The organism is Mixta tenebrionis, assembly GCF_006517625.1.
GTDB lineage: Bacteria > Pseudomonadota > Gammaproteobacteria > Enterobacterales > Enterobacteriaceae > Mixta > Mixta tenebrionis.
Genome location: NZ_VHQI01000008.1, coordinates 80720 through 104406, shown reverse-complemented (window position 1 = coordinate 104406; position 23687 = coordinate 80720). Strand labels below are relative to the sequence as shown.

At 57.4% G+C, this 23687-nt stretch carries 20 protein-coding genes; 12 read left to right on the top strand and 8 right to left on the bottom strand.

The features are described from left to right. Positions 1-37: 37 nt before the first annotated feature. Together FKM52_RS14300 and FKM52_RS14295 are read right to left on the bottom strand one after the other, a co-directional pair. The gene (locus FKM52_RS14300; protein ID WP_141176850.1) at positions 38-997 is read right to left on the bottom strand and encodes an ABC transporter permease; all 960 of its coding nucleotides are present in this window, start codon (positions 995-997) and stop codon (positions 38-40) included. A gap of 8 nt (positions 998-1005) precedes the next feature. Next, positions 1006-1959 carry a siderophore ABC transporter substrate-binding protein gene (locus FKM52_RS14295; RefSeq protein ID WP_141176849.1) on the bottom strand — a complete coding sequence of 318 codons (954 nt, stop codon included), beginning with the start codon at positions 1957-1959 and terminating at the stop codon, positions 1006-1008. A gap of 41 nt (positions 1960-2000) precedes the next feature. On the opposite strand from FKM52_RS14295, the gene FKM52_RS14290 reads away from it, so the two are divergent. Together FKM52_RS14290 and FKM52_RS14285 are read left to right on the top strand one after the other, a co-directional pair. Then, on the top strand, positions 2001-2288 hold the full coding sequence (locus FKM52_RS14290) for a hypothetical protein (protein ID WP_141176848.1): 288 nt from the start codon (positions 2001-2003) through the stop codon (positions 2286-2288). A 28-nt stretch (positions 2289-2316) separates the two neighbouring features. Beyond that, complete coding sequence (locus FKM52_RS14285; RefSeq protein WP_141176847.1) at positions 2317-4503, top strand: TonB-dependent siderophore receptor; 2187 nt, start codon at positions 2317-2319, stop codon at positions 4501-4503. Between the two features lie 60 nt (positions 4504-4563). Here the strand turns inward: FKM52_RS14285 and tehB are convergent, their stop codons facing one another. Genes tehB through norV form a run of 3 tightly spaced genes read right to left on the bottom strand, consistent with a single transcriptional unit; the run spans position 4564 to position 8055 of the window. Then, positions 4564-5427, bottom strand: a complete 864-nt coding sequence (gene tehB / locus FKM52_RS14280; protein WP_141176846.1) for an SAM-dependent methyltransferase TehB — start codon at positions 5425-5427, stop codon at positions 4564-4566. A 14-nt stretch (positions 5428-5441) separates the two neighbouring features. Continuing rightward, entirely contained in the window at positions 5442-6575 is a 1134-nt protein-coding gene (gene norW, locus FKM52_RS14275; RefSeq protein ID WP_141176845.1) for an NADH:flavorubredoxin reductase NorW, read from the bottom strand. A gap of 4 nt (positions 6576-6579) precedes the next feature. Beyond that, positions 6580-8055: an anaerobic nitric oxide reductase flavorubredoxin gene (gene norV / locus FKM52_RS14270; RefSeq protein WP_141176844.1), complete on the bottom strand. Its 1476-nt coding sequence runs from the start codon at positions 8053-8055 to the stop codon at positions 6580-6582. Between the two features lie 157 nt (positions 8056-8212). On the opposite strand from norV, the gene norR reads away from it, so the two are divergent. The 10 genes from norR to FKM52_RS14220 all read left to right on the top strand — a co-directional run bounded on the left by norR (position 8213) and on the right by FKM52_RS14220 (position 17660). Then, entirely contained in the window at positions 8213-9730 is a 1518-nt protein-coding gene (gene norR, locus FKM52_RS14265; RefSeq protein ID WP_141176843.1) for a nitric oxide reductase transcriptional regulator NorR, read from the top strand. Positions 9731-10175: 445 nt separating this feature from the next. Continuing rightward, positions 10176-10478 (top strand): urease subunit gamma, encoded by a 303-nt coding sequence (locus tag FKM52_RS14260; protein ID WP_141176842.1) that lies wholly within the window; start codon positions 10176-10178, stop codon positions 10476-10478. Between the two features lie 74 nt (positions 10479-10552). Beyond that, positions 10553-10987: an urease subunit beta gene (gene ureB / locus FKM52_RS14255; protein ID WP_246085536.1), complete on the top strand. Its 435-nt coding sequence runs from the start codon at positions 10553-10555 to the stop codon at positions 10985-10987. A gap of 17 nt (positions 10988-11004) precedes the next feature. Beyond that, positions 11005-12720: an urease subunit alpha gene (locus FKM52_RS14250; protein WP_141176840.1), complete on the top strand. Its 1716-nt coding sequence runs from the start codon at positions 11005-11007 to the stop codon at positions 12718-12720. Between the two features lie 8 nt (positions 12721-12728). Continuing rightward, a complete protein-coding gene (locus FKM52_RS14245) occupies positions 12729-13322 on the top strand; it encodes an urease accessory protein UreE (RefSeq protein WP_141176839.1) in 594 nt (197 codons plus the stop codon). Further along, positions 13319-14005, top strand: a complete 687-nt coding sequence (locus tag FKM52_RS14240) for an urease accessory protein UreF (RefSeq protein ID WP_141176838.1) — start codon at positions 13319-13321, stop codon at positions 14003-14005. Before FKM52_RS14245 ends, FKM52_RS14240 begins: the two co-directional genes overlap by 4 nt. Positions 14006-14029: 24 nt before the next feature. Next, positions 14030-14665 (top strand): urease accessory protein UreG, encoded by a 636-nt coding sequence (gene ureG / locus FKM52_RS14235; RefSeq protein ID WP_141176837.1) that lies wholly within the window; start codon positions 14030-14032, stop codon positions 14663-14665. Further along, entirely contained in the window at positions 14662-15606 is a 945-nt protein-coding gene (locus FKM52_RS14230; RefSeq protein WP_141176836.1) for an urease accessory protein UreD, read from the top strand. The genes ureG and FKM52_RS14230 overlap by 4 nt, the downstream gene beginning before the upstream one ends. Positions 15607-15625: 19 nt before the next feature. Beyond that, the gene (locus tag FKM52_RS14225) at positions 15626-16618 is read left to right on the top strand and encodes an urea transporter (protein ID WP_141176835.1); all 993 of its coding nucleotides are present in this window, start codon (positions 15626-15628) and stop codon (positions 16616-16618) included. Then, on the top strand, positions 16608-17660 hold the full coding sequence (locus FKM52_RS14220; protein ID WP_141176834.1) for a HoxN/HupN/NixA family nickel/cobalt transporter: 1053 nt from the start codon (positions 16608-16610) through the stop codon (positions 17658-17660). Before FKM52_RS14225 ends, FKM52_RS14220 begins: the two co-directional genes overlap by 11 nt. A gap of 120 nt (positions 17661-17780) precedes the next feature. On the opposite strand, the gene FKM52_RS14215 is transcribed toward FKM52_RS14220, so the two are convergent. The 3 genes from FKM52_RS14215 to FKM52_RS14205 form a co-directional block, all read right to left on the bottom strand. Then, positions 17781-18575 (bottom strand): SIR2 family protein, encoded by a 795-nt coding sequence (locus tag FKM52_RS14215; protein WP_141176833.1) that lies wholly within the window; start codon positions 18573-18575, stop codon positions 17781-17783. Further along, positions 18572-19132: a non-canonical purine NTP pyrophosphatase gene (locus FKM52_RS14210; protein WP_141176832.1), complete on the bottom strand. Its 561-nt coding sequence runs from the start codon at positions 19130-19132 to the stop codon at positions 18572-18574. The genes FKM52_RS14215 and FKM52_RS14210 overlap by 4 nt, the downstream gene beginning before the upstream one ends. Before the next feature lie 162 nt (positions 19133-19294). After that, on the bottom strand, positions 19295-23083 hold the full coding sequence (locus tag FKM52_RS14205) for an NAD(P)-binding protein (protein WP_141176831.1): 3789 nt from the start codon (positions 23081-23083) through the stop codon (positions 19295-19297). Positions 23084-23687: the final 604 nt, after the last annotated feature.

The following is a 23687-nucleotide window of genomic DNA, read 5'->3' as shown; positions in this document are numbered from 1 at the left end:
CCGTAAAGCGCGCCCTGAAGGCGGTTGTACCGAACTGTCAGCCTGCATAGCGGCGGCTCCTTAAAATCAACAGCAGGAATATCGCAGCGCCCAGGCAGCCGAGAATGACGCTGACCGGGATCTCCCACGGGAAGCTAATCAATCGTCCGATGATATCGCACAGCACCACCAGCCCGCCGCCGCACAGCGCCACCCAGGGAATGGTGCGGCGCAGGTTATCGCCCATCGTGATGCTTACCAGGTTCGGCACGATCAGGCCAAGGAAGGGCAGCACGCCGACCACCACGATTACCACGCCGCTGATCAGCGCGATAATCGCCATGCCGATAAACACCACGCGGCGATAGTTCAGCCCGACGTTAACGGCGAACTCCCGCCCCATTCCGGCGACGGTAAAGCGATCGGCGGTAAAGCAGGCCAGCAGCGTCAGCAGGCCGGTCAGCCACAGCAGCTCATAGCGGCCCTGCAGCACGCCGGAGAAATCCCCCGACTCCCAGCTGCCCAGCGACTGCAGCAGATCGAACTCCATTGCCAGAAAGGTGGTGACCGCGCTGAAAATGGCGCCGAGCATGATGCCGGTCAGCGGCACCATCAGCGGCGTTTTCAGCCGCATCCGCTGCAGCACCAGCAAAAACAGCCCGGTGCCGATCAGCGCAAACAGCGTGGCGACGATCATTTTCACCATGACCGGCGCGGCGGGATTGACGATCATCACCAGCAGCAGGCCGAGGCTGGCAGACTGCGTGGTGCCGGCGATAGAGGGCTCGACAAAGCGGTTCTGCGTCAGCATCTGCATAATCAGCCCGGCGACGCTGACCGCGCTGCCCGCCAGCAGCAGCGCCAGGGTGCGCGGCACGCGGCTGAGAAAGAAGACGTCGCGTACTTCCGCATCGCTCCACAGGCGGGTCAGCGTGACCTGGCTGACGCCGACGAACAGGCTCCAGATCATCAGGCCCAGCAGCAACGCCAGGCCCGCGATAAAGCTAAAACTCTTCATAAGCCGATTTATTGTCCGGCTGGGGTGTTATCCAGCGCGTCGCTGATGCTGTCCATCAGACCGCTGTAGCTCTGAATACCGCCAGCGATATAGAGCGAAGCGGAATCGAGGTAGATGATATGTTTGTTCTGCCAGGCTTTGGTTTTATGAATCAGCGCGTTATCCAGTACCTGACGGGCGGATTCGCCTTCGGCGCGGCCGATAGCGCTGTCGCGATCGAGAACGAACAGCCAGTCGGGATCGACATCCATAATAAATTCAGAGGTGACTACGTTGCCGTGCTTGCCCGCCTGGCTGAAGGTGGCGGCGGGGGCGAATCCCAGCTCGTCAAAGATAAATCCGAAGCGCGAGCCGGGGGCATAGGCGGACATCTTGCCGCCGCTGACCATAATCACCATCGCCTTGCCGGCGTGCTGGCTCTTATCGCGCAGCGCGGCGATTTTAGCGGCGAAGCTATCGGTCAGCGCTTTCGCCTCATCCTGCTTGCCGAAAATTTCGCCCAGCTGTTGTACGCGCTGGGTCAGGCTCTGGGTGAAATGTTTGGTATCCACTTCCAGCGAGATGGTCGGCGCTATGGCGCTGAGCTTGTCGTAAGCGTCGTGCGCGCGTCCGCCTGCAATGATCAGATCGGGACGCGCGTTGCTGATGGCTTCGTAATCGGGTTCAAACAGCGTGCCGGTATTCAGATAAGCGTCGCCCTCGTACTTCGCCAGAAACGCCGGCAAATGCGTGCTGTTTTTCGGTACGCCCGCCACCGGGATCTGTAGCGCATCGGCGTTATCCAGCGTGGAAGGGTTAAGAATAATCACCTTTTGCGGCGGCTGCGGCACAGTGGTGGTGCCCTGCGCATGTTCAACCTGCAGCGTATGCGCCGATGTGGTCTGCGCGGTGGTATCGTCACACCCGGTCAGGGCGACGGCGGCGGCAAGCAGCGTAGCGGTAAAAGCGGAAGGTAGACGCATTTTCTCTCCTGAAAATGTTAACAGACAGATAGCAATCGTTAATGCATATGATTCGCATTCTTGATGAGGCGAGCAAATCATACCTTTGTCGCGGCGGCTTGAACAGTGCTGCATGCGCCACTTTATGCATCGCTAAAAAGCAGGTTTGGGCTATCCGTTTAATTACCTCTGTCGGGGTGCTTTATTTATCTGATTGTTTTGGAAAAAGTTTTGGCATCAGCGGGGCAGTGCGGCCTTTTCCAATAGCGGCAATTATGGAGATTTTATGGAGATTGCTCCGCCGGCAGTGTAATAGTAATAATAATCGTTATCATATCGCCCTGAAATAATCGTACACATCTATCAGGGATTAGTAGCATGATTTATACAAAGTCTTTCAAAATGCGTCCTTGCGCGCTGCTGCTGTTGATCGGCTGTCCCGGCGTTGCGCTGGCGGTGGATAATATACCGCCGGAAGATGGCGTTATGACGGTGCGCGCTACGGCAGAAGAAGTGCTTAAACAGCAGCCGGGCGTCTCTGTCATCACTGCGGAAGACATTGAAAAAAGCCCGCCGGTAAACGATCTCTCTGACATCATTCGTAAAATGCCCGGCGTTAACCTGACCGGCAACAGCGCCTCCGGCAGCCGCGGCAATAACCGCCAAATCGATATTCGCGGCATGGGTCCGGAAAATACCCTGATCCTGATTGATGGCGTGCCTGCCACTTCGCGTAACTCGGTGCGCTACAGCTGGCGCGGCGAACGCGATACCCGCGGCGATACCAACTGGGTGCCGCCGGAAATGGTGGAGCGTATTGAAGTGCTGCGCGGCCCGGCGGCGGCGCGCTACGGTTCCGGCGCGGCGGGCGGGGTGATTAATATCATTACCAAACGTCCGACCAACGACTGGCACGGCAGCCTGTCGCTGTTCACCAACCAGCCGGAAGATGAGAAAGAAGGGGCGACCAAACGCGCCAACTTTAGCCTGAGCGGCCCGCTGGCGGGCGAAGCGCTGACCATGCGCCTGTATGGCAATATTAATAAAACGCAGGCCGACGCCTGGGATATCAACAACGCGCAGAACGGCTCTTACGCCGCCGGGCACGAAGGGGTGCGTAACAAGGATATAAACGGCCAGCTCTCCTGGAAACTCTCGCCGTCGCAGATTATTGATTTCGATTACGGCTACAGCCGCCAGGGCAATATCTACGCCGGCGATACGCAGTACAGCAACAGCAACGTCAGTCCGGGCAACCTCATCGCCGATCTGTACGGCCATGAAACGAACCGCATGTATCGTCAGAACTGGGGCGTGACCCATAACGGCATTTGGGACTGGGGACAGTCGAAGCTGGGCTTCTACTATGAGAAAACCAACAACACCCGGCTGGGCGAAGGCGCAGGCGGCAAAGTTGAAGGGATGATTAACAGCGACAAATATAATACCAGCCGCCTGCAAAACTACCGCGCCACCGGCGAGCTGAACCTGCCGCTGACGTTGCTGGTGGATCAAAACGTGACGCTGGGCGCAGAGTGGAGCCGCGAGAAGCTGAACGATCCGGCATCCATGACGATGGCCAACATCAGCGATTTTGACTACGACGGCATTTCCGGCGATCCGGCTACGCGCAGCGGTAAAAACCACGCCGATTTAACCGCGGTGTATTTCGAAGATAATATCGAAGCGCTGCCCGGCACCACGCTGATCCCTGGCCTGCGTCTGGATCACCACAGCGAGTTCGGCAATAACTGGAGCCCCAGCCTGAATATTTCCCAGGAGCTGGGCGATTACTTTAAGCTGAAGGCGGGGATTGCGCGCGTCTTTAAGGCGCCGAACCTTTATCAGGCCAGCGCAGGCTACCTGCTTTCCACCAAAGGCAACGGCTGCCCGATCGGCGTTGTCGGCCAGTGTTATCTGATGGGGAATAAAGATCTCGATCCTGAAGTCAGCGTCAATAAAGAGTTGGGTATTGAATTTACCCATGACGGCTATGACGCGGGCATTACCTGGTTCCGTAATGACTACAAAAATAAAATCGTTTCCGGCAATAGCGTTATTGCCGAAACCAGCGCGGGCAATAATATCCTGCGCTGGGAAAACGGCGGTAAGGCGGTAGTCGAAGGGCTGGAAGGGAACCTGGTGATTCCGCTGGTGGAAGATACGCTGAACTGGCGCACCAACGTTACCTATATGATTACTTCGGAAGATAAGCGAACCGGCAATCCGCTGTCGATTATCCCGAAATACACCATCAACAACATGCTGGATTATCAGGCGACCGATAAGCTTTCCGCCAACGTTAACTGGACGCTGTATGGCCGTCAGAAGCCGCGTAATCATGTAGAAAACAATAAAGAAAACAAGGAAGGGCTGTCAGATAAAGAGGTGGCCGCTTATTCGGTCGTGGGGCTAAACGTTAATTACGATTTGCTGAAAAATCTGCGTGTTAACGCCGGCATCAACAACCTGCTGGATAAGCGCGTATATCGTGAAAATGAAAGCGCATCAACCTATAACGAACCGGGGCGCGCTTACTATGCTGGCGTAACCATGACTTTCTGAGTCCTCTCTTCACTAAAAGCCTGCGTAACGCAGGCTTTTTTTTGGTCCGTCACCGTCGCGTTAAGCCGGCTTGCGCGCCAGCAGCGTGGCGAAGCGCAGCTTAATGCGGTTGCCCTGCGCGTCGGTTTTATGCAGCGCGCCGGGATTTTCGTTGTACTTCAGAATATCCCAGCCGTCGTAATAACCGAGCAGTTCGCTGCGGCTAAAGGTGAACGGGAACGGCATCGGACAGGGGTAGTCCGGCGTGCTCATCGCCGCCACAATCAGATTGTGGCCGCCCGGCGCCGTTGCCTGCTGCATCTGACCAATCAGCCCAGGAATGGTTTCCGGCTGCAAAAACATCATGACCACGGTTGAGAGAATAAAATCGTACTGCTTCTCAATCGTTACCTGATTTAAATCACACTGCCGCAGCTGAACGCTCGCCAGTTCTTCCGTGTTGATTATCTGCTGCAGGCTGTTCAGGCTGTCGCTGTTTCTGTCCCAGCCCTCAACGCTAAAGCCCTGCTGCTGCAGATAGAGCACGTTGCGGCCGTTGCCGCAGCCGAGATCCAGCGCCCGCCCAGGCGGAATGCGGCCTGCCGCTTCCAGCACTTCGGAGTGCGTCGGCGTCAGCTGATAGCGCTTGTGGTAGTAATCCTCCGGCTTGCAGTAGAGCGCCAGCTGGCACTCCATGTCCGGGCTAAAGGAAACCACCCGATGCCACTGCTGCGGCGTCAGGCGCGGCGGTTGTGACGCTGAATTCAGGGTCAGCGTTTCTACCACTTCGCCGCGTTCGGTGAGCAGGGCAAGATCCAGCGTACCTTTGTACAGCTTGAGCTGCGCCCAGCTTCCCGGCTCGGTGTGGTAGGGCTGCAGCCAGATCGGCGGCAGCGTGGTGCTATCCCAAAGCGGCAGCGTTTGATAACAAATCAGATCGGTCATGTTTTACTCCGTTATTAACGGGTTAACTGTTTCAGCAAGGGAAGCGCCTGCTTCATATGATCTTCACTGACCACGAACGCTTTCAGCTGTCCGGCGGCGTCCAGCCCTTTCGCTACAATGCCGGCTTTGCTGAACTGCATTTCCCAGTTCAGATCCGCATCGCCAGCGTTGCCCGCCAGGTGCAGCGGCAGATCGGGCGTTTTAATTTTGACCAGCATCGCCGGCAGGCTCAGGCTGGCGCTATTGCCGGTCAGGTTTTTCGCCAGCGTCATTGCCGCCAGCTGAGCGGGCTGCAGGTAAGGCATCAGCCGGCCCTGAATTTCCGCGCAGTCGCCCAGCGCAAAAATATCGGGGTTGCTGGTGGTAAGACGATCGTCCACCACGATGCCGCGTCCGGTTTTCAGGCCCGCCTGCTGCGCCAGCGCCACGTTGGGACGCAGGCCGATGGCGCATACCACCGCATCACAGGTGAGCTGCTGGCCGTTGTTCAGCGTTGCCACCAGGGTATCGTGATGACGCGCCAGCGAAGAGAGTTCGCAGTTAAAGCGCATCTCGACGCCTGACTGCACCAGACGATGCTGCAGGCGGCCGCTGATTTCCGGCGGCATCAGCGCGGAGAGCAGGCTGCCGCTACGGTCCACCAGCGTCACCGCTTTACCGGCGCGATTCAGATCCATCGCCAGTTCGGTGCCGATCAGGCCGCCGCCGATAAGCAGCACGCGTTTCGCGCTTTGCAGGCTCTCTTCACAGCGGCGATATTCCTGCTGGCTGTTGAGGGTGTACATCAGCTCGCTGCCGCTGACCGGCGGCACCAGCGCCTCGGCCCCGGTGGCAAGCACCAGTTTGCCATAGGAGAAGTCGCCTGCCGTGGTTTCGATGCGGTGTGCGGCGGCGTCGATACGGGTTACCCGTGTATGCGGGTGCAGCGTCACGTTGTTTTTTTCCGCGTAGTCGGCGGCGGTGACGCGGGTCAAATCATCGGCCCGCTGCGCCAGAGAGAAGACGTGGCTCAGCTCTGGCTTGTGATATTCGTCGCAGCTGTCGGCGGCGATCAGACGGATCGGCACCTCCTTATTCTGCTGACGCAGGTTTTTAATCAACTGTCGGGCGGCAAAGCCGGAACCGATAACAATGATATCTGATGACATAGTATTAGCCCTCGTAGGGGTCAAAGACGTCTTTACCCATGCCGCATTCCGGGCAGAGGAAATCTTCCGGTACGTCAGACCAGGCGGTGCCCGGCGCTACGTCCTGAGAATCTTCGCCGGTGGCCGGGTCGTAGACCCACAGGCAGACGCTGCAAATCATTTTCTGACCGGCATCTGTCGCGGCGGCGTTGTCGGCGCTTTCCGGCGCGGCGTTAACAGCTACCTCCAGCGCGGCGGCGGGTTGCGCGGCGGCCTGCGGCTGTGCGGCTTTTTCCGGCAGCGGCGACAGCGCCCACTGGCGGGCAATGTTGCGGCCATGTTCGCGGCACTCTTCCAGCGCTTTACCATCCGGGCGCCATTTTGTTTTCAGGCTCAGGGACATCTCGAAGCCGGCGTCCTGCAGACGGGTGGAAAGACGATCTACCGCGCCGCCGCTCCAGCCGTGTGAACCGAAGGCGCTGGCGCGTTTGTTGCGGAAGCGCAGACCGGTCATCTCTTCTACCAGGCCGGCGATTTTCGGCATCATCACGTTGTTCATGGTGGAAGTGCCCACCAGCACGCCTTTGGAGCGGAACACGTTAGTCAGGATTTCATTTTTGTCGCTGCGCGCCACGTTAAAGATTTTTACCGCTACGCGTGGATCAACTTCGTTAATACCCTGGGCGATAGCGTCGGCCATCATGCGGGTGTTGTTGGACATGGTGTCGTAGAAGATAGTGATGCGATCTTCCTGATAGTCAGCGGCCCATTTCAGATACAGCTCGACAATCTGCGTCGGGTTATCGCGCCATACCACGCCGTGGGAGGTGGCGATCATGCTCACCGGCAGATTGAAGCCGAGGATTTCAGTGATTTTCGGCGTTACCAGACGGCTGAACGGCGTCAGGATATTGGCGTAGTAGCGCTGGCACTGTTCAAACAGTTCAGTCTGATCCACTTCATCGTTGAACAGGTGTTCGTCGCAGTAGTGCTGGCCGAAGGCGTCGTTGCTGAACAGCACCGCATCTTCAGTCATATAGGTCATCATGCTGTCCGGCCAGTGCAGCATCGGCGTTTCAACGAAGATCAGTTTTTTGCCGTTACCGATATCCAGAGAGTCGCCGGTTTTCACCACGTTGAAGTTCCATTCCGGGTGATGGTGATGACCGTTAATGGAGTCAATGGCGTTTTCGGTGCAGTAGATCGGCGTATGCGGAATACGTGACATCAGCTCGGTCAGGGCGCCGGCGTGGTCCTCTTCCGCATGGTTAATCACGATGTAATCGATCTTGTCGAGGTCGATCTCCTGCATCAGATTGTTGACGAATTCACGGCTGAATTTGTGGTCGACGGTGTCGATCAGGACATTTTTCTCTTCTTTGATCAGGTAGCTGTTATAGCTGCTGCCCCGCAGCGTTTTATATTCGGTACCATGAAAATCACGTACTTCCCAGTCGCGTTGGCCTACCCAGGTAATATTGTTTTTAACGTGAATGCTCATCTTGGTTCCTCAACAGGTTCATAAAGTTTCCCTGTTATTGCACTTCGCGTGCCAACTTTTTATCTCATTGATTTATAAAGATTTGAAATTTAAAGGTTGTTAAAATGACAGTATTCATCTATTGTTTTTTTGACAACAGCATTGTGGAAACGACAGCATGACGATTTCAGTAGAAAGCCTGGCCGCGCTGGCGGTGGAGATTCAGAACGGTCTTTCCCGTTCCGACCGTTTTAAGCACATGATTAACAGTATTCATTATCTGTTGCAGTGCGACGCCACCGCGCTGCTGCGCTACGAGGCGCAGCATTTTCGTCCGCTGGCGACGGCGGGACTGGCGCCGGATGTGATGGGCCGGCGCTTTAAAATCGAGGCGCATCCGCGCCTGGAGGCGATTGCCCGTGCCGGCGACGTGGTGCGTTTTCCCGCCGACAGCAGCCTGCCCGATCCCTATGACGGGCTGATCCCCGATCGGCATGAGCTGCACGTCCACGCCTGCGTTGGGCTGCCGCTGTTTTCCGGTCAAAACCTGATCGGCGCGCTGACGCTGGACGGCATGAACGCCAGCCAGTTTGACGACTACAGCGACGAGGAGCTGCGCGTGGTGGCGAGCCTGGTGGGCAGCGCGCTAAATAATGCGCTGCTGCTGGAGCAGCTGGAGCAGCCCGGCAACGCCTTTACGCCCGATCATGCGCGCCGCGGCGGAACGGAAGAGAGCGAAATGATCGGCAATTCCGTACCGATGCAGCAGCTAAAAAAAGAGATCGCGGTGGTGGCGCCAACCGATCTGAATGTGCTGATTACCGGTGAAACCGGCGTCGGCAAGGAGCTGGTGGCGCAGGCGCTGCACCGTCAGTCGGCGCGAGCCGCCAGCCCGCTGATCTACCTGAACTGCGCGGCGCTGCCGGAGACGGTGGCGGAGAGCGAGCTGTTCGGCCATGTGAAGGGGGCCTTTACCGGCGCGGTGCACGATCGTACCGGCAAGTTTGAAATGGCCGACGGCGGCACGCTGTTTCTTGATGAGATCGGCGAGCTGCCGTTGACGCTACAGGCGAAGCTGCTGCGCGTACTGCAATATGGCGACCTGCAACGCGTGGGCGAAGATCGCCATCTGAAGGTGGATGTGCGCATTCTGGCGGCGACTAACCTGGAACTGCGCCAGGCGGTGGCCGACGGCACTTTCCGCGCCGATCTCTATCATCGCCTCAGCGTATTCCCGTTACAGGTGCCGGCGCTGCGCGAGCGCGGCGAGGATATCATCCTGCTGGCCGGTTATTTCTGCGAGAAGTGTCGGGCAAAGTTTGGCCTGCAGCATATCGCGCTCAGCGCGGCGGCGCGCGCGATGCTGAGCGCCTACCGCTGGCCGGGCAATATACGCGAGCTGGAGCACGCCATCTATCGCGCCACTATCGTTGCGCAGGCGGATGCGCGCAACGGCGATATTCTGCTGATGCCGCACCATTTTTCTCTGGATAACGGTGCGGAAGTGATGGAAGCGCCGCCGCCTGCCGCCGAGCTGCCGCAGCAAAATTTACAGGACGCCACGCGTGATTTTCAGCGTCAGTATATTCTGCGTGCGCTGCAGGCCAGCGACAATAACTGGGCCGCCTGCGCCCGGCGGCTGGAGATGGATGCGGGCAACCTGCATCGCCTGGCGCGCCGGCTGGAATTAAAGTAGCGGGTAATTAAGTATGGCTGCTGCGGATATGGCCGGATTTGCATACCGCAGCAATATTTAGCAACGGCATAAAGCAAATTAAAAAAAAGGTTGCGGCATATTGTGCGATAATAAAAAAATAGAGTTATTACTATAACTATTTCATTGTGTTTAATCACTAAAAAACTCAGGATTAATAACCTGAGTTTTTTTTGCGGCTTAATTTTTGTTTAACTTGTTTCATTTTATTTCCCGTAAGCCGGCGTTGAAGTTAAATAAAGAGTAAACGGCAAAAAAAAAGCGCAGTAATAATTAGGGTGAAAATATCTTTTTGATTTCTTTATTGTAAAACATTCCAATAAGGTTTTTTTCTTTTTGTTACTTTTTAGTTATGCCGCTCTCTTGTTTAAGAGCGGTATTTAAAATAATTATCTTGCGTCGGGAAGTTATTTAATAAGGAGGGACGATGCAATTAACACCGCGAGAAATAGATAAGCTCATGGTTTATACCCTGGCCGATGTCGCTGCCCGGAGAAAAGCACGAGGATTAAAACTTAATTACCCGGAAGCGGTAGCCATTATTACGGTGGCTGCGCTGGAAGGCGCGCGGGATGGTAAAACCCTGGAGGAGGTTATGTCGGACGCAAGGCAGGCGCTGAGTAGGGATGATGTTATGGAAGGCGTTGCGGAGCTTATTCCTTATGTACAGGTAGAAGCTATTTTTACTGACGGCAGCCGCTTAATTACGGTACACGATCCTGTTCAGTAAAGTGATTATTGAAAATGAGTTAATTTACATTTTTCTGTATCAGGAGTTTTGGTTGAAAATACATGGAGAGTGCTGTGAGTTATTTGGATGAGGAAAACGAGACCGAAGTTGGTGGTTATATTCTGAAAAAAAGCCCGATTGAATTTAATACAGGCAAACCAGAAACCCGAATCAAGGTACGTAATACTGGCGACCGCGCTATACAGGTTGGGTCCCATTTTCATTTCTTCGAGGTGAATAAAGCCCTGCAGTTTGATCGAAAGCAGGCCTACGGTAAACGATTAAATATCGCCGCCACTACCGCTATTCGTTTTGAGCCGGGTGATGAAATCGAGGTTGGGTTAATAGCGGTGGGTGGAAAGCAAACGCTGTATGGCTTTAATAATCTGGTGGATGGCTGGGCTGGAGAAAGCCCGGTAGCGCAGGGCGAACGCGCTGAAAAAATTCAGGCGGTTAAACACGCTATCGCACTGGGTTATCAAAACCGGGATAAATCAACAAGCCGCTAACCTTTAAGGAGTTTGTTATGCCTGTAATTTCACGCCAGGAATATGCTGGCCTGTTCGGCCCAACGACGGGAGATAAAATTCGCCTTGGCGATACCAACCTGTTTATCGAAATTGAACGAGATTTACGCGGCTACGGCGATGAATCCGTCTATGGCGGCGGTAAATCATTGCGCGACGGCATGGGCGCGGACAACCGTATGCTTAGCGCAGAAGTGCTGGATCTGGTGATTACTAACGTTACCGTACTGGATGCCCGGCAGGGCGTGGTCAAAGCGGACGTAGGTATTAAAAACGGTCTGATTGCGGGTATAGGCAAGTGTGGTAATCCCGGCATGATGGATGGCGTAACGCCGGGTATGGTGGTCGGCGTGAGCACCGATGTTATTTCGGGTGAGCACCTTATTTTAACCGCCGCCGGCATTGATACCCATATTCACTTTATTTCGCCGCAGCAGGCGGAACATGCGCTTTCTAACGGGGTGACGACCTTTTTCGGCGGCGGCGTTGGGCCAACCGACGGTTCTAACGGTACGACGGTGACCGCCGGGCCCTGGCATATTGAGCGCATGCTGCGCGCCGTTGAAGATCTTCCGGTGAATATTGGGCTGCTGGGGAAAGGACACGCCTCCTGCGCCGGCCCTCTGCGGGAGCAAATTTGCGCCGGCGTCGCCGGACTTAAAGTACACGAGGATTGGGGCGCGACCGGTTCAGCGCTGCGCCATGCGTTACGCGTAGCGGATGAGATGGATATCCAGGTAGCGGTACATACCGACAGCCTGAATGAGGGCGGCTACGTAGAAGACACCATCGATGCGTTTGAAGGCCGCACCATCCATACCTTCCATACCGAAGGCGCCGGCGGCGGCCATGCGCCCGATATTATTAAAGTCGCGGCGCAGATGAACGTTTTGCCCAGTTCAACCAACCCCACGCTGCCGTTTGGCATTAACAGCCAGGCGGAGCTGTTCGACATGATCATGGTTTGCCATAACCTCAATCCTGATGTGCCGGCGGATGTCGCTTTTTCCGAAAGCCGCGTTCGTCCGGAAACCATCGCCGCAGAAAATGTCCTGCACGATATGGGCGTCCTGTCGATGTTCTCCAGTGACTCACAGGCGATGGGGCGCGTGGGTGAAAACTGGCTGCGGGTAATGCAAACCGCCCATGCGATGAAACAGGCGCGCGGCAAGCTGCCGGAGGATGCGGCGGAAAATGATAATTTTCGCGTACTGCGCTACGTGGCAAAAATTACCATTAATCCCGCTATCGCCCAGGGCATCAGCCACGTACTCGGCTCGGTTGAGACAGGAAAAATGGCTGACCTGGTGCTGTGGGAGCCTCGCTTCTTCGGCGCCAAACCTAAGCTGGTTATCAAAGGCGGCATGATTAACTGGGCGGTGATGGGCGATCCCAACGCTTCCCTCCCTACGCCGCAGCCTACCTGGTATCGCCCGATGTTTGGCGCGCAGGGCAAAACGTTGCGCGACACCTGCGTCACCTTCGTTTCGCGCGCGGCGCTGGAAGCCGACGTGAAAGAGAAACTGGGGCTGGAACGTCAGGTTATGGCCGTCAGCCAGTGCCGAGCTATTTCCAAGCGCGATATGGTGCGCAACGCCGAAACGCCGCACATTGAGGTGGATCCTGAAACCTTCGCCGTTCGCGTCAATGGCGAACATGCCACCGTCGAGCCGGTGACCTCAGCGGTACTTAACCAGCGTTACTTCTTTAGTTAGGAGAAAGCATGATTATCGTGGAAAAGGTGCTGGGCAATATCAAACGGGATGCGCTGTGGCAGGCAAGAGCGGCCGCTAACCCGGCGGATATGCTGGAGTTAACGCAGTGGGAAGCGCAAAAAAGCCGCTGTCGTAAAAGGACGCGCGCCGGCCTGGAGCTGGGGATTGCGCTGCCGCGTCAGCAGCTGCTGCAGGATGGCGATGTGGTGCTGTGGGATGAGCAACAGGCGCGTGCGGTAGTGGTGAAAATCCAGCTGCGCGCGGTGATGGTGATTCATCTGGAAAGCCTGCTGGCTCAGGAGCGGCACAGCCTGATGCGCATCAGTTTCGAGCTGGGCCATGCGCTGGGCAATCAGCACTGGAAAGCGGTGCTTAAGGATACGCGGATCTATATTCCGCTTACCGTGGCGACGCATGTAATGGAGGCGGTGATGAAAACGCACGGGTTCCATTACCTGCCTTATTCCTTTGTTCCGGGCGAGAGCGTGCTGCCGGCGCTGACGCAGGCGGAAGCGCGCCTGCTGTTTGGCGGCGCCGAAGATGCCGCCACGCATGTACATGTCGCCCATGCAGCGGACCAGCAGGTGACTCAGGAAAAATGAACGCATTACGTCTGATTCGCATCATGCAGTTTGGCGATTCGGTACTGCCGGTAGGCGCGTTCGCCTTTTCCAACGGCATGGAATCTGCCGTTCAGCATGGTCTGGTACACAATGCGGCAACGCTGGCGGAGTTTACCCGCAGCGCTTTGCTGCAGGCGGCTACCGGCGACGCGCGCGCCGTCGCCTCCTGCTGTCGCTGTTTGCAACAGCGGGATCTGGCGGCGGCGCCGCTCCATGACCGCAAGCTGTTTAATCGCAAACTGAACGAAGAGAGCCGGATGATGATCGCCCGCATGGGGAAAAAGCTGGCGGAAATGGCCGCCGCTGTTACCGATCATCCCGATATAGCCTGGTGGCTGGAGAAGATTGTATCGGGCGAAACGCCGGGCACTTATCCCATTACTCAGGCGCTGCTGCTGAACGCGCTTGGCGCGACGCCGCGTGAAGCGGTGGTGGTTCATCTGTATGGCGTAGCAATGACGCTGCTCAGCGCGGCCATGCGTCTGATGCGCATCACGCATCTGGAAACCCAGCGCATCTTATTCGAGCTTAACGAAACGATTGAGACGCTATGCGATCTGGCCGAACAGGGCGATGTGGACCAGATGGCCAGCTATGCGCCGCTAAATGATGTGCTGGCTGCGCTGCATGTCGGGGCCTTTACTCGTCTGTTCAGCAATTAACGCTAACTCCCCTAAGGAAATATTGTGAAAAAAATTACCCGTATAGGTATTGGCGGGCCGGTTGGCTCAGGAAAAACCGCCATTATTGAGGTCATTACGCCGTTGCTGATACAAAAAGGCGTCAGGCCGTTGATTATCACTAACGATATCGTCACCACCGAAGATGCGAAGCAGGTTAAGCGCACCTTAAAGGGCGTTCTGGACGAGGAGAAAATTCTGGGCGTCGAGACGGGAGCCTGCCCCCATACCGCAGTGCGAGAGGATCCCAGTATGAACATCGCTGCCGTTGAGGAGATGGAGGCGCGTTTCCCGGACAGCGACGTGGTATTGATCGAGAGCGGCGGCGATAACCTGACGCTGACGTTTAGCCCGGCGCTGGCCGATTTCTATATCTACGTTATTGATGTTGCCGAGGGGGAAAAGATCCCGCGCAAAAATGGCCCCGGCCTGGTACAGGCCGATATTCTGGTGATTAATAAAATCGATCTCGCCCCTTACGTGGGCGCCAGCCTTGCCGTAATGGAACAGGATACCCGCACCGTGCGCGGCGAGCGCCCCTATATTCTCACCAACTGTAAAACGGGAGAGGGCGTTGAAGCGCTGGTCGGGATGATTATGCGTGATTTTCTTTTCACCCACGGCGGGCAGGTGGTTTCATGAGAAGAGGTATGGCGCTCAGGGAAATAGCGCATATTGGACGAGAGGCGCCTGAGCTGGCGGCCTATCAACAGGAGCCGCCGCAAATGGCCAGCGGCAGCCCCGGCAAATGCGGCTATCTGCGGCTGGATTTCGCCCGCCGCAGTCGGCGTAGCGTGCTGGCGCATATGGAGCGCCGCGCTCCCAGCCTGGTACAGCGGGCGCTGTACTGGGATGAGGCGATGCCGCATATGCCCTGCGTTTTTATGATTTCCACTTCAGGTTGTCTGCTCCAGGGCGATCGTCAGGCGCTGGATATTTATATGGCGGCAGGCGCCTGCGGCCATGTTACCACCCAGGCGGCGACAAAAATTCATGCCATGAGCCATAACTATGCCGCCCAGTGCCAGCACATCACGCTGGAAGAAGAGAGTTACCTGGAGCTGATGCCCGATCCGGTTATCCCGCACGACAACTCGCGCTTTTTCAGCACTACGCAGATCGCTATCCACCCGACGGCCACGCTGCTTTATGGCGAAATTGTGACGTCGGGGCGCAAATATCATGCCGCCGATGGGGGATTTAACTTCGATCTCTACTCCTCTTCTGTTACCGCCAGTACCAGCGACGGCGCCGAGCTGTTTAGCGAGCGCTATCTGCTGACGCCAAAAACGCAGCCGCTGAATAACGTGGGGGTAATGGGAGAATTCTCCGTCTTTGGCAATCTCGTACTGCTTACGCCGGCGCGCCACCACGCCGCCATTTTACAGCAAAGCCAGCCGATCTATGACGCCGCCGCCGGGATCGCCAGCGGAGCCAGCCTGCTGCCGAACCAGTGCGGAGTGATATTTAAAGCGCTGGGCTATGAAGCGCATCAGGTAAAAAGCGCGATGCGCGCTTTCTGGCAGGTGGCGCGGCAAGAAATAACCGGCGCGTCTTTAATGCCCGCATTTCTCTGGCGCTGAGGCCGGAAGGGAGAGAAAAATGCGAAACCGTTGTTTCAGGTGGTGCTGCGCCCTGAGGCAGGGCGTAGTCTGGGTGCTGCGCGGCTGCGCGCAGGTTATGTTTCAGGATAGCGCGCTGTGCGGGCTGCTGTTTTTTATTGCCATCTTTATTGCCGCCGGTCAGGCGCACGAGCTGACCATCGCTGTTGGCTGCCTGCTGGGAACGGCGATTGCAACCGCGGCGGCGGCGCTATTCTTGCCGGCGGAGCGGGAGAAAACGGCGCAGGGGCTGTACGGCTATAACGGCTGTTTAATCGGCACGGCGCTGCCTTTTTTTCTGGCGGCGACGCCGCTGATGTGGGGCGTACTGGTCGTCTGTTGCCTGCTGTCTGTCATGCTGACGGCGGCGATGGAACGGGCGTTTGCTGCTCGCCAGCTGCCGGTGCTGACGGCGCCTTTCGTGCTGATCAGCTGGATGGCGCTGTTAGCCAGCTACCATTTCGCTGCGCTACATCCGGGACCTTTGCCCGTACCGGTTTTACCGCATGTAACCAACCCGCAGGCGTTGCCCCTGCTGCTGCCGCAGGCCATTTTATCAGGCGTTTCCCAGGTTTTTCTGCTGCAAAGCAGCCTGGCGGGCGTGTTGATGCTGGCGGGGTTAGCGTGCAGCTCGCGGCGGGCTATGTTCTGCGCTCTGGGCGGTTCGGCTGTGGCCCTGGGTTTTGCCTGGCTTATGAGCGCGGATGCGCAAGCGCTTAATGACGGGCTCTATTCCTTTAGTGCGATATTGACCGCTGTCGCTTTAGGGGCCGCTTTTCCCTGCGCTGACTGGCGAGACGCGATCGGCGGCGCTATAGGGGTACTGGCCGCCGTTTTAGTGCAGAGCGCTTTAAATACGCTGCTTATGCCGCTGGGCATGCCGGCGTTTACGATGCCGTTTGTGCTGGTTACCTGGTGTTGTCTGCTGGCCAGGCCAGAAAAGCGGTCTGATAACAGCTGTCTGTTTAACAGGGAGGAAGTAAATGAAGGATAACATTGCGTCTGAACGCCATAGCGTGCTGCGGTGGCATGCCGCGGGATTACTGACGCTTATCGTACTGGCTAATATCGCCGTCTGGCTGCTGGTTTTCGCCGTTTTCGGGCATAACGCCGCCCTGATGAGCATGGCCGTTCTCGCTTATAGCTTTGGGTTACGGCATGCCGTGGATGCCGATCATATTGCGGCGATTGATAACGTTACGCGCAAGATGATGCAGCAGGGCAAAAAGCCTATCGGCATTGGCGCATTTTTTTCACTGGGCCATTCAACGATTGTCATCCTGGCGACGGCGATGGTCGCTGCCGCTACCATGCTGCTACGCGATCGGCTTGAAGAGTGGCATCAGATCGGCAGCGTAATAGGGACCTCCGTATCCGCTGTCTTTTTAATGGTTGTAGCGCTGCTTAATCTGGTGATTCTGCTGGACGTATGGAAAAAGTTTCGTCAGGTAAAACAGGGGGTGCCGTTACCGGCCCAGCAGCCTGATGAGCAACAGCCGGGAGGCGGATGGCTTAGCCGCCTGTGTCGCCCGCTGTTTGGTCTGGTCAGCTGCAACTGGCATATGTATCTGGTCGGTTTCCTGTTCGGCCTGGGTTTTGATACCGCCACCGAAATCGGACTGCTGTCAATTTCTGCTACCGGCGCCGGGCAGGGGATGCAATTTTGGCATCTGATGCTGTTTCCTGCCGCCTTTGCCGCCGGCATGATTCTGATTGATACCCTGGATAACTATGTGATGATAGGCGCCTACGGCTGGGCCTTTTCACGTCCGGTACGCAAGCTCTATTACAATCTGACGATTACCGGCGCGTCAGTAGTAGTGGCCCTGTTTATCGGTGGTCTGGAGGCGCTGGGGTTGATTATTGATAAGCTGGAATTGCAGGGCGGCCTGTGGGACAGAATTGCGGCGCTGAATGATAACCTCGGCACCCTGGGTTTTTGGATAGTGGGCCTGTTCATCTGCTGCTGGCTGCTATCGATGGCCTGGTATTATCTGTGCGGCTACGACAAATTGCAGGTAAATACGTCTGGCTAAAAGCGAACAGGAAAAAACGGCGCGCCCTGCCGAGCGTTGACGCTATGCCGGGCGCGTGTCGTCGCTGTTCGCCGCAGGCATCAGGGCGCGTTGGTATCAGGCGTCCTGATGCCCGGCGGCTCAGGCGATCAGCTCTGCCAGGAAGTCGCCCAGCGCTTTGCGCGGGTTATCCTCTTCCGACACGATCATTTCGATGCCCCACTGGCCCAGCACCTCTTTGGCTACCGGGTTGGTGCGGTTGGTAAACAGATAGGAGGTTGGGCGGGCGGAAGACAGGCCGGTGCGTCCCCATATCTTGGTCAGGCGGTAGAACAGCAGGCGGATATTAAAGTCGCTGATGCTGTAGCCGATAAACAGCACGGAATTGCCCATTACGTCATGCGTTAGCTTAATATCCAGCGGCGAATCAAAATAGAGCCGCTCAAAGTAGCTGCTCTCATCCAGCACGATCGAGGTATCATCGTCAAAATCGCCGTGCAGCTTGATGATATGCCGACGATTTTCCGTCAGTGAAACCAGATCGGCGGCGTTAGCCACCTTATAGTAAGGTACGTTGTGCGCGTCGTGCGCCATCTCCAGCCAGCGATCGTAGTTAGTGGTGTAGATGCGTGAGAAATCGCCCTGAGTGATCATGGTATGGATTTCCGACGATCGCACGTCGATATCAGGCCGGTGCCATTCGCGATCCATCCAGCTGCGCAGCGGTCCCAGCGATCCCTTCTTTTGCTTATAGTATTCCGCCAGCGACAGGTGGGTGCCGTAAGCGTTAAAAATTTGCGGGTCGTAGCCCAGCTCGTGAGCGAGATGCGTAATCAGCTCATGCCATTCCGGCAGGCCGAGGTTGCGTGATACGCCGGCGCCGGCGAACAGGATCAGCTTCCCGGAATCGTAGGCGCGCTTGAGTTCAGGTTTCATGGCAGGCTCCTGGCGGTTTTCAGAAAAGCGGCAAAACGATCCAGCGCCAGACGCCGCATGGAGATCTCATGCTTCAGATCGCCCATTTCGGCGAAAGTTTGCGTATGGCCTTCCGGCACGAAAATGCAGTCCCAGATAAACTCGCGCGGACCGGCCGGCTCGGCGATGATCTTACCGCGCACCTCGCCGGAAAACTGATACATTTTGCGCCCGTCGCAGTAACCGAGCACCGTTTTGGCGGTGGCGTTCTGGCTATCCAGCGCCTGTACCAGCGCGGTAAAACGCTCCGCCTTCAGGCGATTCCAGAAGATGCGCGTCAGCCCGGCGGGCAGGCCGTTGAGACCATCCAGATAGAGGCCGGTATGTTCGACGAACAGCGGACGCCCGATCAGGGCAAAGGCTTTGGTGAGCTTATCGCGCACCAGCGCGACTTCATTTTCCGTCTGTATTTCTTCAATATGGCAGCTTACCGGCAGAACCTGCACGCCAACCGGCTCCAGAATTCTGCATACTTCGTCCAGCTTTAGCTCATTGCTGGACAGAAAACGTATTTTCATACTTCACCCACTCTTATTGCCGCCGGTATGGTTATGATTATTTGCGCAGGAAGCGCTCGCCGGCGTCACCTATTGTAGACCAGACGGGCAGCGGCGATCAGCCTGAGATGCGGATGATGAGAGAAAGATCGGCATCAGATAACCACCTGATGCCGCAGAACATCAGTAGCGGGTTTCCTGGGTTCCAGGCGCGGCGTTGCGGGCCTGCACGAATTCAGCCGCGCGCTTGCCGGCAAGGAAGGCGTGATCGGAGTTGTAATATTCCCATTCGCTGTAGCGGCCCGCCAGCAGAATATCCTGCTGTAGCAGCCAGTCGCGAATCAGCGCGATATTGGCGCTGCGCGCGTGATCGTAAACCACGTAGGCGTAGGGAATATCCACCTGGTTGGCGGTCACGATCGGATCGTCGGCGTTGATCATGCCGACGGCGATGCACTCTTCAATGCAGCGCTGGATCAGCGCATCGCCATCCACCGGCAGCGGTTTATCCGGCGAATAACTGATTTCGCAGGTCAGGCCGCAGCCGCCCGGCGGGTTACAGAACGGGCTGGCGTTGCCCTGCACGAAAATGCGGTGGAACAGCGTTGCGCCGGGGTAATAAATCCAGTGCTTTTCGGTCAGGTTGGCGCGCCCCACGCCGATATTGACGCAGCGAATAGAAACGTGGCGCAGTTTCGCGGCCGCCTGATGAACGGCCGCAGGCGCTTCGCTGCCGATCAGGTTAATCAGCTGCGGCAGCGGCATAGTGCTGATCAGCTGTTCATAGCGATAGCGACGGCCATCGGTCAGCACCGCGATATGCTGTTCAGGATGCAGCGCCGCCAGGGTGCTGTTGGTTTCCAGATCGCAGGCCATATGCGGCAGAAAACCGTGCATCAGCGCCTGAAAACCGCCTTGCAACGGATAGCCGAAGCGGGCGTTCGGCCCCAGCGGTTTTTCCAGCGGCGCCAGCGCGCCGGCAACAATTTGATCCAGATCCGGCAGCGGCACGCGTCCGCCCAGCCATGAAGTTTCCATTTCGGACAGCGGTAGCGTCCAGAGCTTTTTGTTATAGGGCAGGGCGAAATATTTAGCGATGCCGCGCCCCCAGGTTTTGTAGATAAACTGCTCGAAGTTCTCCGTCTGGCCGGTTGCCGTTTGCTGCACGCAGGCCTCGCCATCCGGCACCACGCCGTCGGCGCAGCAGTCGCGCGCTGCGGCGGGGGCTGCCGCCGCGTTCGCCGCCTCGCCGTAGCGCGCCTCAATCGCGCCGAGAATACACTCTTTAATTACTTCGGCAGGCAGGCCGTGCAGCGCGCCCTGGAATGGATAGCGCGTGTATGCTCCGCCCTCGTTATAGATCCAGGCCTCGCGCATCTGCCAGTGCAGGTTATCGCCAAGCAGCATTTCATACATTTGCAGCACATAGGGGTCCTGCGAAAACATAATGTGCCCGGCATAGTCGAAGGTGAAGCCTTTGTCGTTCAGCGAGCGGCACCAGCCGCCCGGCGCGGCGTTTTTCTCCAGCACCACGGCCCCTTTGCCGTAGTGATAGCCGGCGCTGAGGCCGGTAGGGCCGGCGCCGATAATCAGGCAGGGCACCACCGAAAGCTGTTCGGCTGCCGGGTTCAGCCGCCGCGTAACCTGTTGCACCTCATCGGCAATCACCGGCGTGATATCCGGCGCTGGAGCGCGCGCCGCCGCCGCGCCTTTTTCCATCAGGCTATACATCTGCTGCGCCGTGGCGTCCCAGGAGGTGGCGGCGACTACCGCCTGCATCTGCTGCGCCAGCCGGGCGCGATCTGCCGCCGCCATCGTCAGCGCGCGTTCGCAAGCGTGAATAAACTCCTGCGTGGAGTAAGCGATCGCTACCAGCTCGGCATAGTGGCGCGCTACATCGGCGATCGCCGTGCTGACAATCGGCAGCCGGGCGGCCATATACTCCAGTACCTTGGTCGGGCTGATAAAGCGGGTAGAGGCGTTCAGGGCGAAGGGCATCAGGCAGACATCCCAGCCGGCCAGCAGCTGCGGCAGCGCCTCGTAGGGCTGCTGGCCCAGCCAGTGAATATTGGCGCGCTGCGGCAGGGTAGCCGGATCGATTTTCACCACCGGGCCAACCATTACCAGCTGCCATTCAGGATGGGCATCGGCCAGCGCCGCTACCAGCGCCAGATCGAGACGTTCATCGATCACGCCGTAGTAGCCGAGCCGCGTCGCCGGCAGCGCCTGCTGAAGCGGATGGCCGTTGCTACGATCCAATGCCTGTTCAAAGTGCGCCGCGTCGACGCTGCTGGGAAAACAGTGCACGGCGTGATGCCGGTGCTTTTTCGCCTCATACAGGCTGGAACCGCCGGTAAACACCAGATCGGCGCGCGTCATCAGCGCCGATTCACGCTGCTGAAGCTGGCGCGGCGCCTGATTAAAGGCAGAAAGCTCATCCATACAGTCGTAGATCACCAGCGACGGGGTAAAAGGCGTCAGCAGCGGCAGCGCCATCGGCGTATAGAACCACACAACCGGCTGCTGCTGCTCATCAACCAGCTCCGCCAGCAGCAGCTGTAGGGCGGCGATCTGATCGTCGTGGAAGCCGGGGGCGGCTATCGGCGTATGGGGCTGGATTACGGTGATGTTTGGCGCGGGCGTGGAATAGTGAAGCGATGCCGGCTGCGCATCGTAAATCGGCTCTTCAATAAACAGCACGCGATAGTGCTGCGCCAGGCGCGACAGCAAATGCTGCGGACGCTGAAAAACAAAGCCCCAGCGCAGGTGGCTAAACACGATCAAAGTTTTTTGCTGCATACCATTTTCCTTATTCTCCGCTGCCGGAGGAGTGAACGACTGAAAGTTAACAAGCGTTTTTTGCGCTTCGCGCAACGCCGTCGCGTAAGGCTTACTGATTAAGCGAAGAAAAGGATCGGGGCCGTCGCGGTCGAGATCCCACAGGCCGCTGCGCGGCCAGAAGGTGAGATCTTCCCATTTGGGCCGGTCAAGGATGGGATAAAGGCAGACGCCGCGCAGATCCACGCCCGCCAGCTGCGCCTGAGCCAGCTGCGCGGCGACGTCGCGAATCCAGGCGCCGCGTCCGCTGCCGACGTGGCTGGTTTCCGCCAGCAGCAGCGGGCGCCGGTAGCGCTGGTGCAGATCTGCCAGCATCTGGTGCAGCGGGCGGCGACGGCGGTCGCCAAGATGCCAGTACAGGCGCGCCATTGAAGGCAACTCCCACTGGTTATCGTGGTAGTAATTCGCGCCGATCAGATCGAGATAGCGCGGCGCGCCGCCCAGCTCCGGCGCCAGCCTGCCGCTCAGCATGTCCCATGCCTGATACTGCGCGTTACTGTGTGAGCGGGCGTCCTGCATCGCCTCCGGCGTCTGTTCGCTGGCGATAATATGGATAATGGGATCGCTGTGCAGAATGCGCGCCCGGCTGTCGGCCTGCCAGATGGCGTCGCAGGCGGCCAGCGTAGCCTGCACCAGCCGGCGCTTACAGGCGTCGGCGGGATCGGGCTGCGGCAGGTTGCGGCAGGCGAAAAGGCCGACGGCTAGGCCCCAGCTCAGAAAAGAGATTTCATTAATCGGCGAGTAGATCGGCGGCTGTGCGGACCAGGGGGCGAGGTAACGGGCCGCGGCGGCGCAAAACGCGGCGAAGCGCGGAATAAAATCGGCGGAAAACAGATCGAGATCGTCCGGCCAGCCGTAGTGGCACAGGGTCCAGATGATTTGGATATTGTGCTTCTGCGCCGCCTGCAGCCGGCTGTCGAGTGAGGAAAAGTCATATTCGCCGCCGCGATCCGTCAGGCGCCAGCCGACGCTTTCCCGCACCGTTGCAATATTAAATGCTGCCAGCGCGGCGTAATCCTCGCCGGCGCGCGCCAGGTGAGCATTGGTTTCGTTCATCGCCAGCGGCTCGCCGTGCGGGTTGATATGATCTGCGCCTTCGTAACCTGCCTGCCAGAATGATGCGAAAGGTATCATTACCGTTCTCCTGCGCTCCGCCCGTCAGAGTAGCGGCCAGCGAGCGCAACTGTTAAAGCCAAATAAAAAAGCAGGAAAAGCGGCATGGAGCCTGTGCGCTGCTTCGTATGCGGCTAACATTTTTTGGCAAAATGTCGGCGGGTAATGCCGTACATGCTGTGAAAGATAAGGGCGATAATGAGAGGGCAGAGCGGCGCGGCAGTCGCCAGAACGGTTTGGCGGCTTCGCTTGTTATATTTATTATATTAAATAATTTAGTTAAGTAATCTATTAACTGAAGTATAGAGCAGGCGCTGTTATGCGCAATTTTCGGGGCTTTTAGCCGGATCTTTTAAGGCTATTGCTGTTTTTTGTCTGTTTATTGATTAGTTTTGTTTAGTGTTTTGCTATGGTCAGCGCAGCGGCAACAGGGCCAGGCCGTTAGCGCGATGGCTGCGGGAAAATGCTGTTAAGCCGTTGAGCCAGCAGCAGGGCGCTGCGGTACTGGCAGACAATTTTTTGCCTGTCGCTGGTTGCAATTGCGACCAGCGTACAACCTGCTGCGCTAAACAGATGTGTAGCGGCAAATCACCTGGCGCAGCAGGGCATTATGGGTTGCGTTGGC

Bases quoted from the DNA above. Each gene is read 5' to 3' on its own strand.
- FKM52_RS14300 (WP_141176850.1), bottom strand. From the start codon at position 997: ATGAAGAGTTTTAGCTTTATCGCGGGCCTGGCGTTGCTGCTGGGCCTG.
- FKM52_RS14295 (WP_141176849.1), bottom strand. From the start codon at position 1,959: ATGCGTCTACCTTCCGCTTTTACCGCTACGCTGCTTGCCGCCGCCGTC.
- FKM52_RS14290 (WP_141176848.1), top strand. From the start codon at position 2,001: ATGCATATGATTCGCATTCTTGATGAGGCGAGCAAATCATACCTTTGT.
- FKM52_RS14285 (WP_141176847.1), top strand. From the start codon at position 2,317: ATGATTTATACAAAGTCTTTCAAAATGCGTCCTTGCGCGCTGCTGCTG.
- tehB (WP_141176846.1), bottom strand. From the start codon at position 5,427: ATGACCGATCTGATTTGTTATCAAACGCTGCCGCTTTGGGATAGCACC.
- norW (WP_141176845.1), bottom strand. From the start codon at position 6,575: ATGTCATCAGATATCATTGTTATCGGTTCCGGCTTTGCCGCCCGACAG.
- norV (WP_141176844.1), bottom strand. From the start codon at position 8,055: ATGAGCATTCACGTTAAAAACAATATTACCTGGGTAGGCCAACGCGAC.
- norR (WP_141176843.1), top strand. From the start codon at position 8,213: ATGACGATTTCAGTAGAAAGCCTGGCCGCGCTGGCGGTGGAGATTCAG.
- FKM52_RS14260 (WP_141176842.1), top strand. From the start codon at position 10,176: ATGCAATTAACACCGCGAGAAATAGATAAGCTCATGGTTTATACCCTG.
- FKM52_RS14250 (WP_141176840.1), top strand. From the start codon at position 11,005: ATGCCTGTAATTTCACGCCAGGAATATGCTGGCCTGTTCGGCCCAACG.
- FKM52_RS14245 (WP_141176839.1), top strand. From the start codon at position 12,729: ATGATTATCGTGGAAAAGGTGCTGGGCAATATCAAACGGGATGCGCTG.
- FKM52_RS14240 (WP_141176838.1), top strand. From the start codon at position 13,319: ATGAACGCATTACGTCTGATTCGCATCATGCAGTTTGGCGATTCGGTA.
- FKM52_RS14230 (WP_141176836.1), top strand. From the start codon at position 14,662: ATGAGAAGAGGTATGGCGCTCAGGGAAATAGCGCATATTGGACGAGAG.
- FKM52_RS14225 (WP_141176835.1), top strand. From the start codon at position 15,626: ATGCGAAACCGTTGTTTCAGGTGGTGCTGCGCCCTGAGGCAGGGCGTA.
- FKM52_RS14220 (WP_141176834.1), top strand. From the start codon at position 16,608: ATGAAGGATAACATTGCGTCTGAACGCCATAGCGTGCTGCGGTGGCAT.
- FKM52_RS14215 (WP_141176833.1), bottom strand. From the start codon at position 18,575: ATGAAACCTGAACTCAAGCGCGCCTACGATTCCGGGAAGCTGATCCTG.
- FKM52_RS14210 (WP_141176832.1), bottom strand. From the start codon at position 19,132: ATGAAAATACGTTTTCTGTCCAGCAATGAGCTAAAGCTGGACGAAGTA.
- FKM52_RS14205 (WP_141176831.1), bottom strand. From the start codon at position 23,083: ATGATACCTTTCGCATCATTCTGGCAGGCAGGTTACGAAGGCGCAGAT.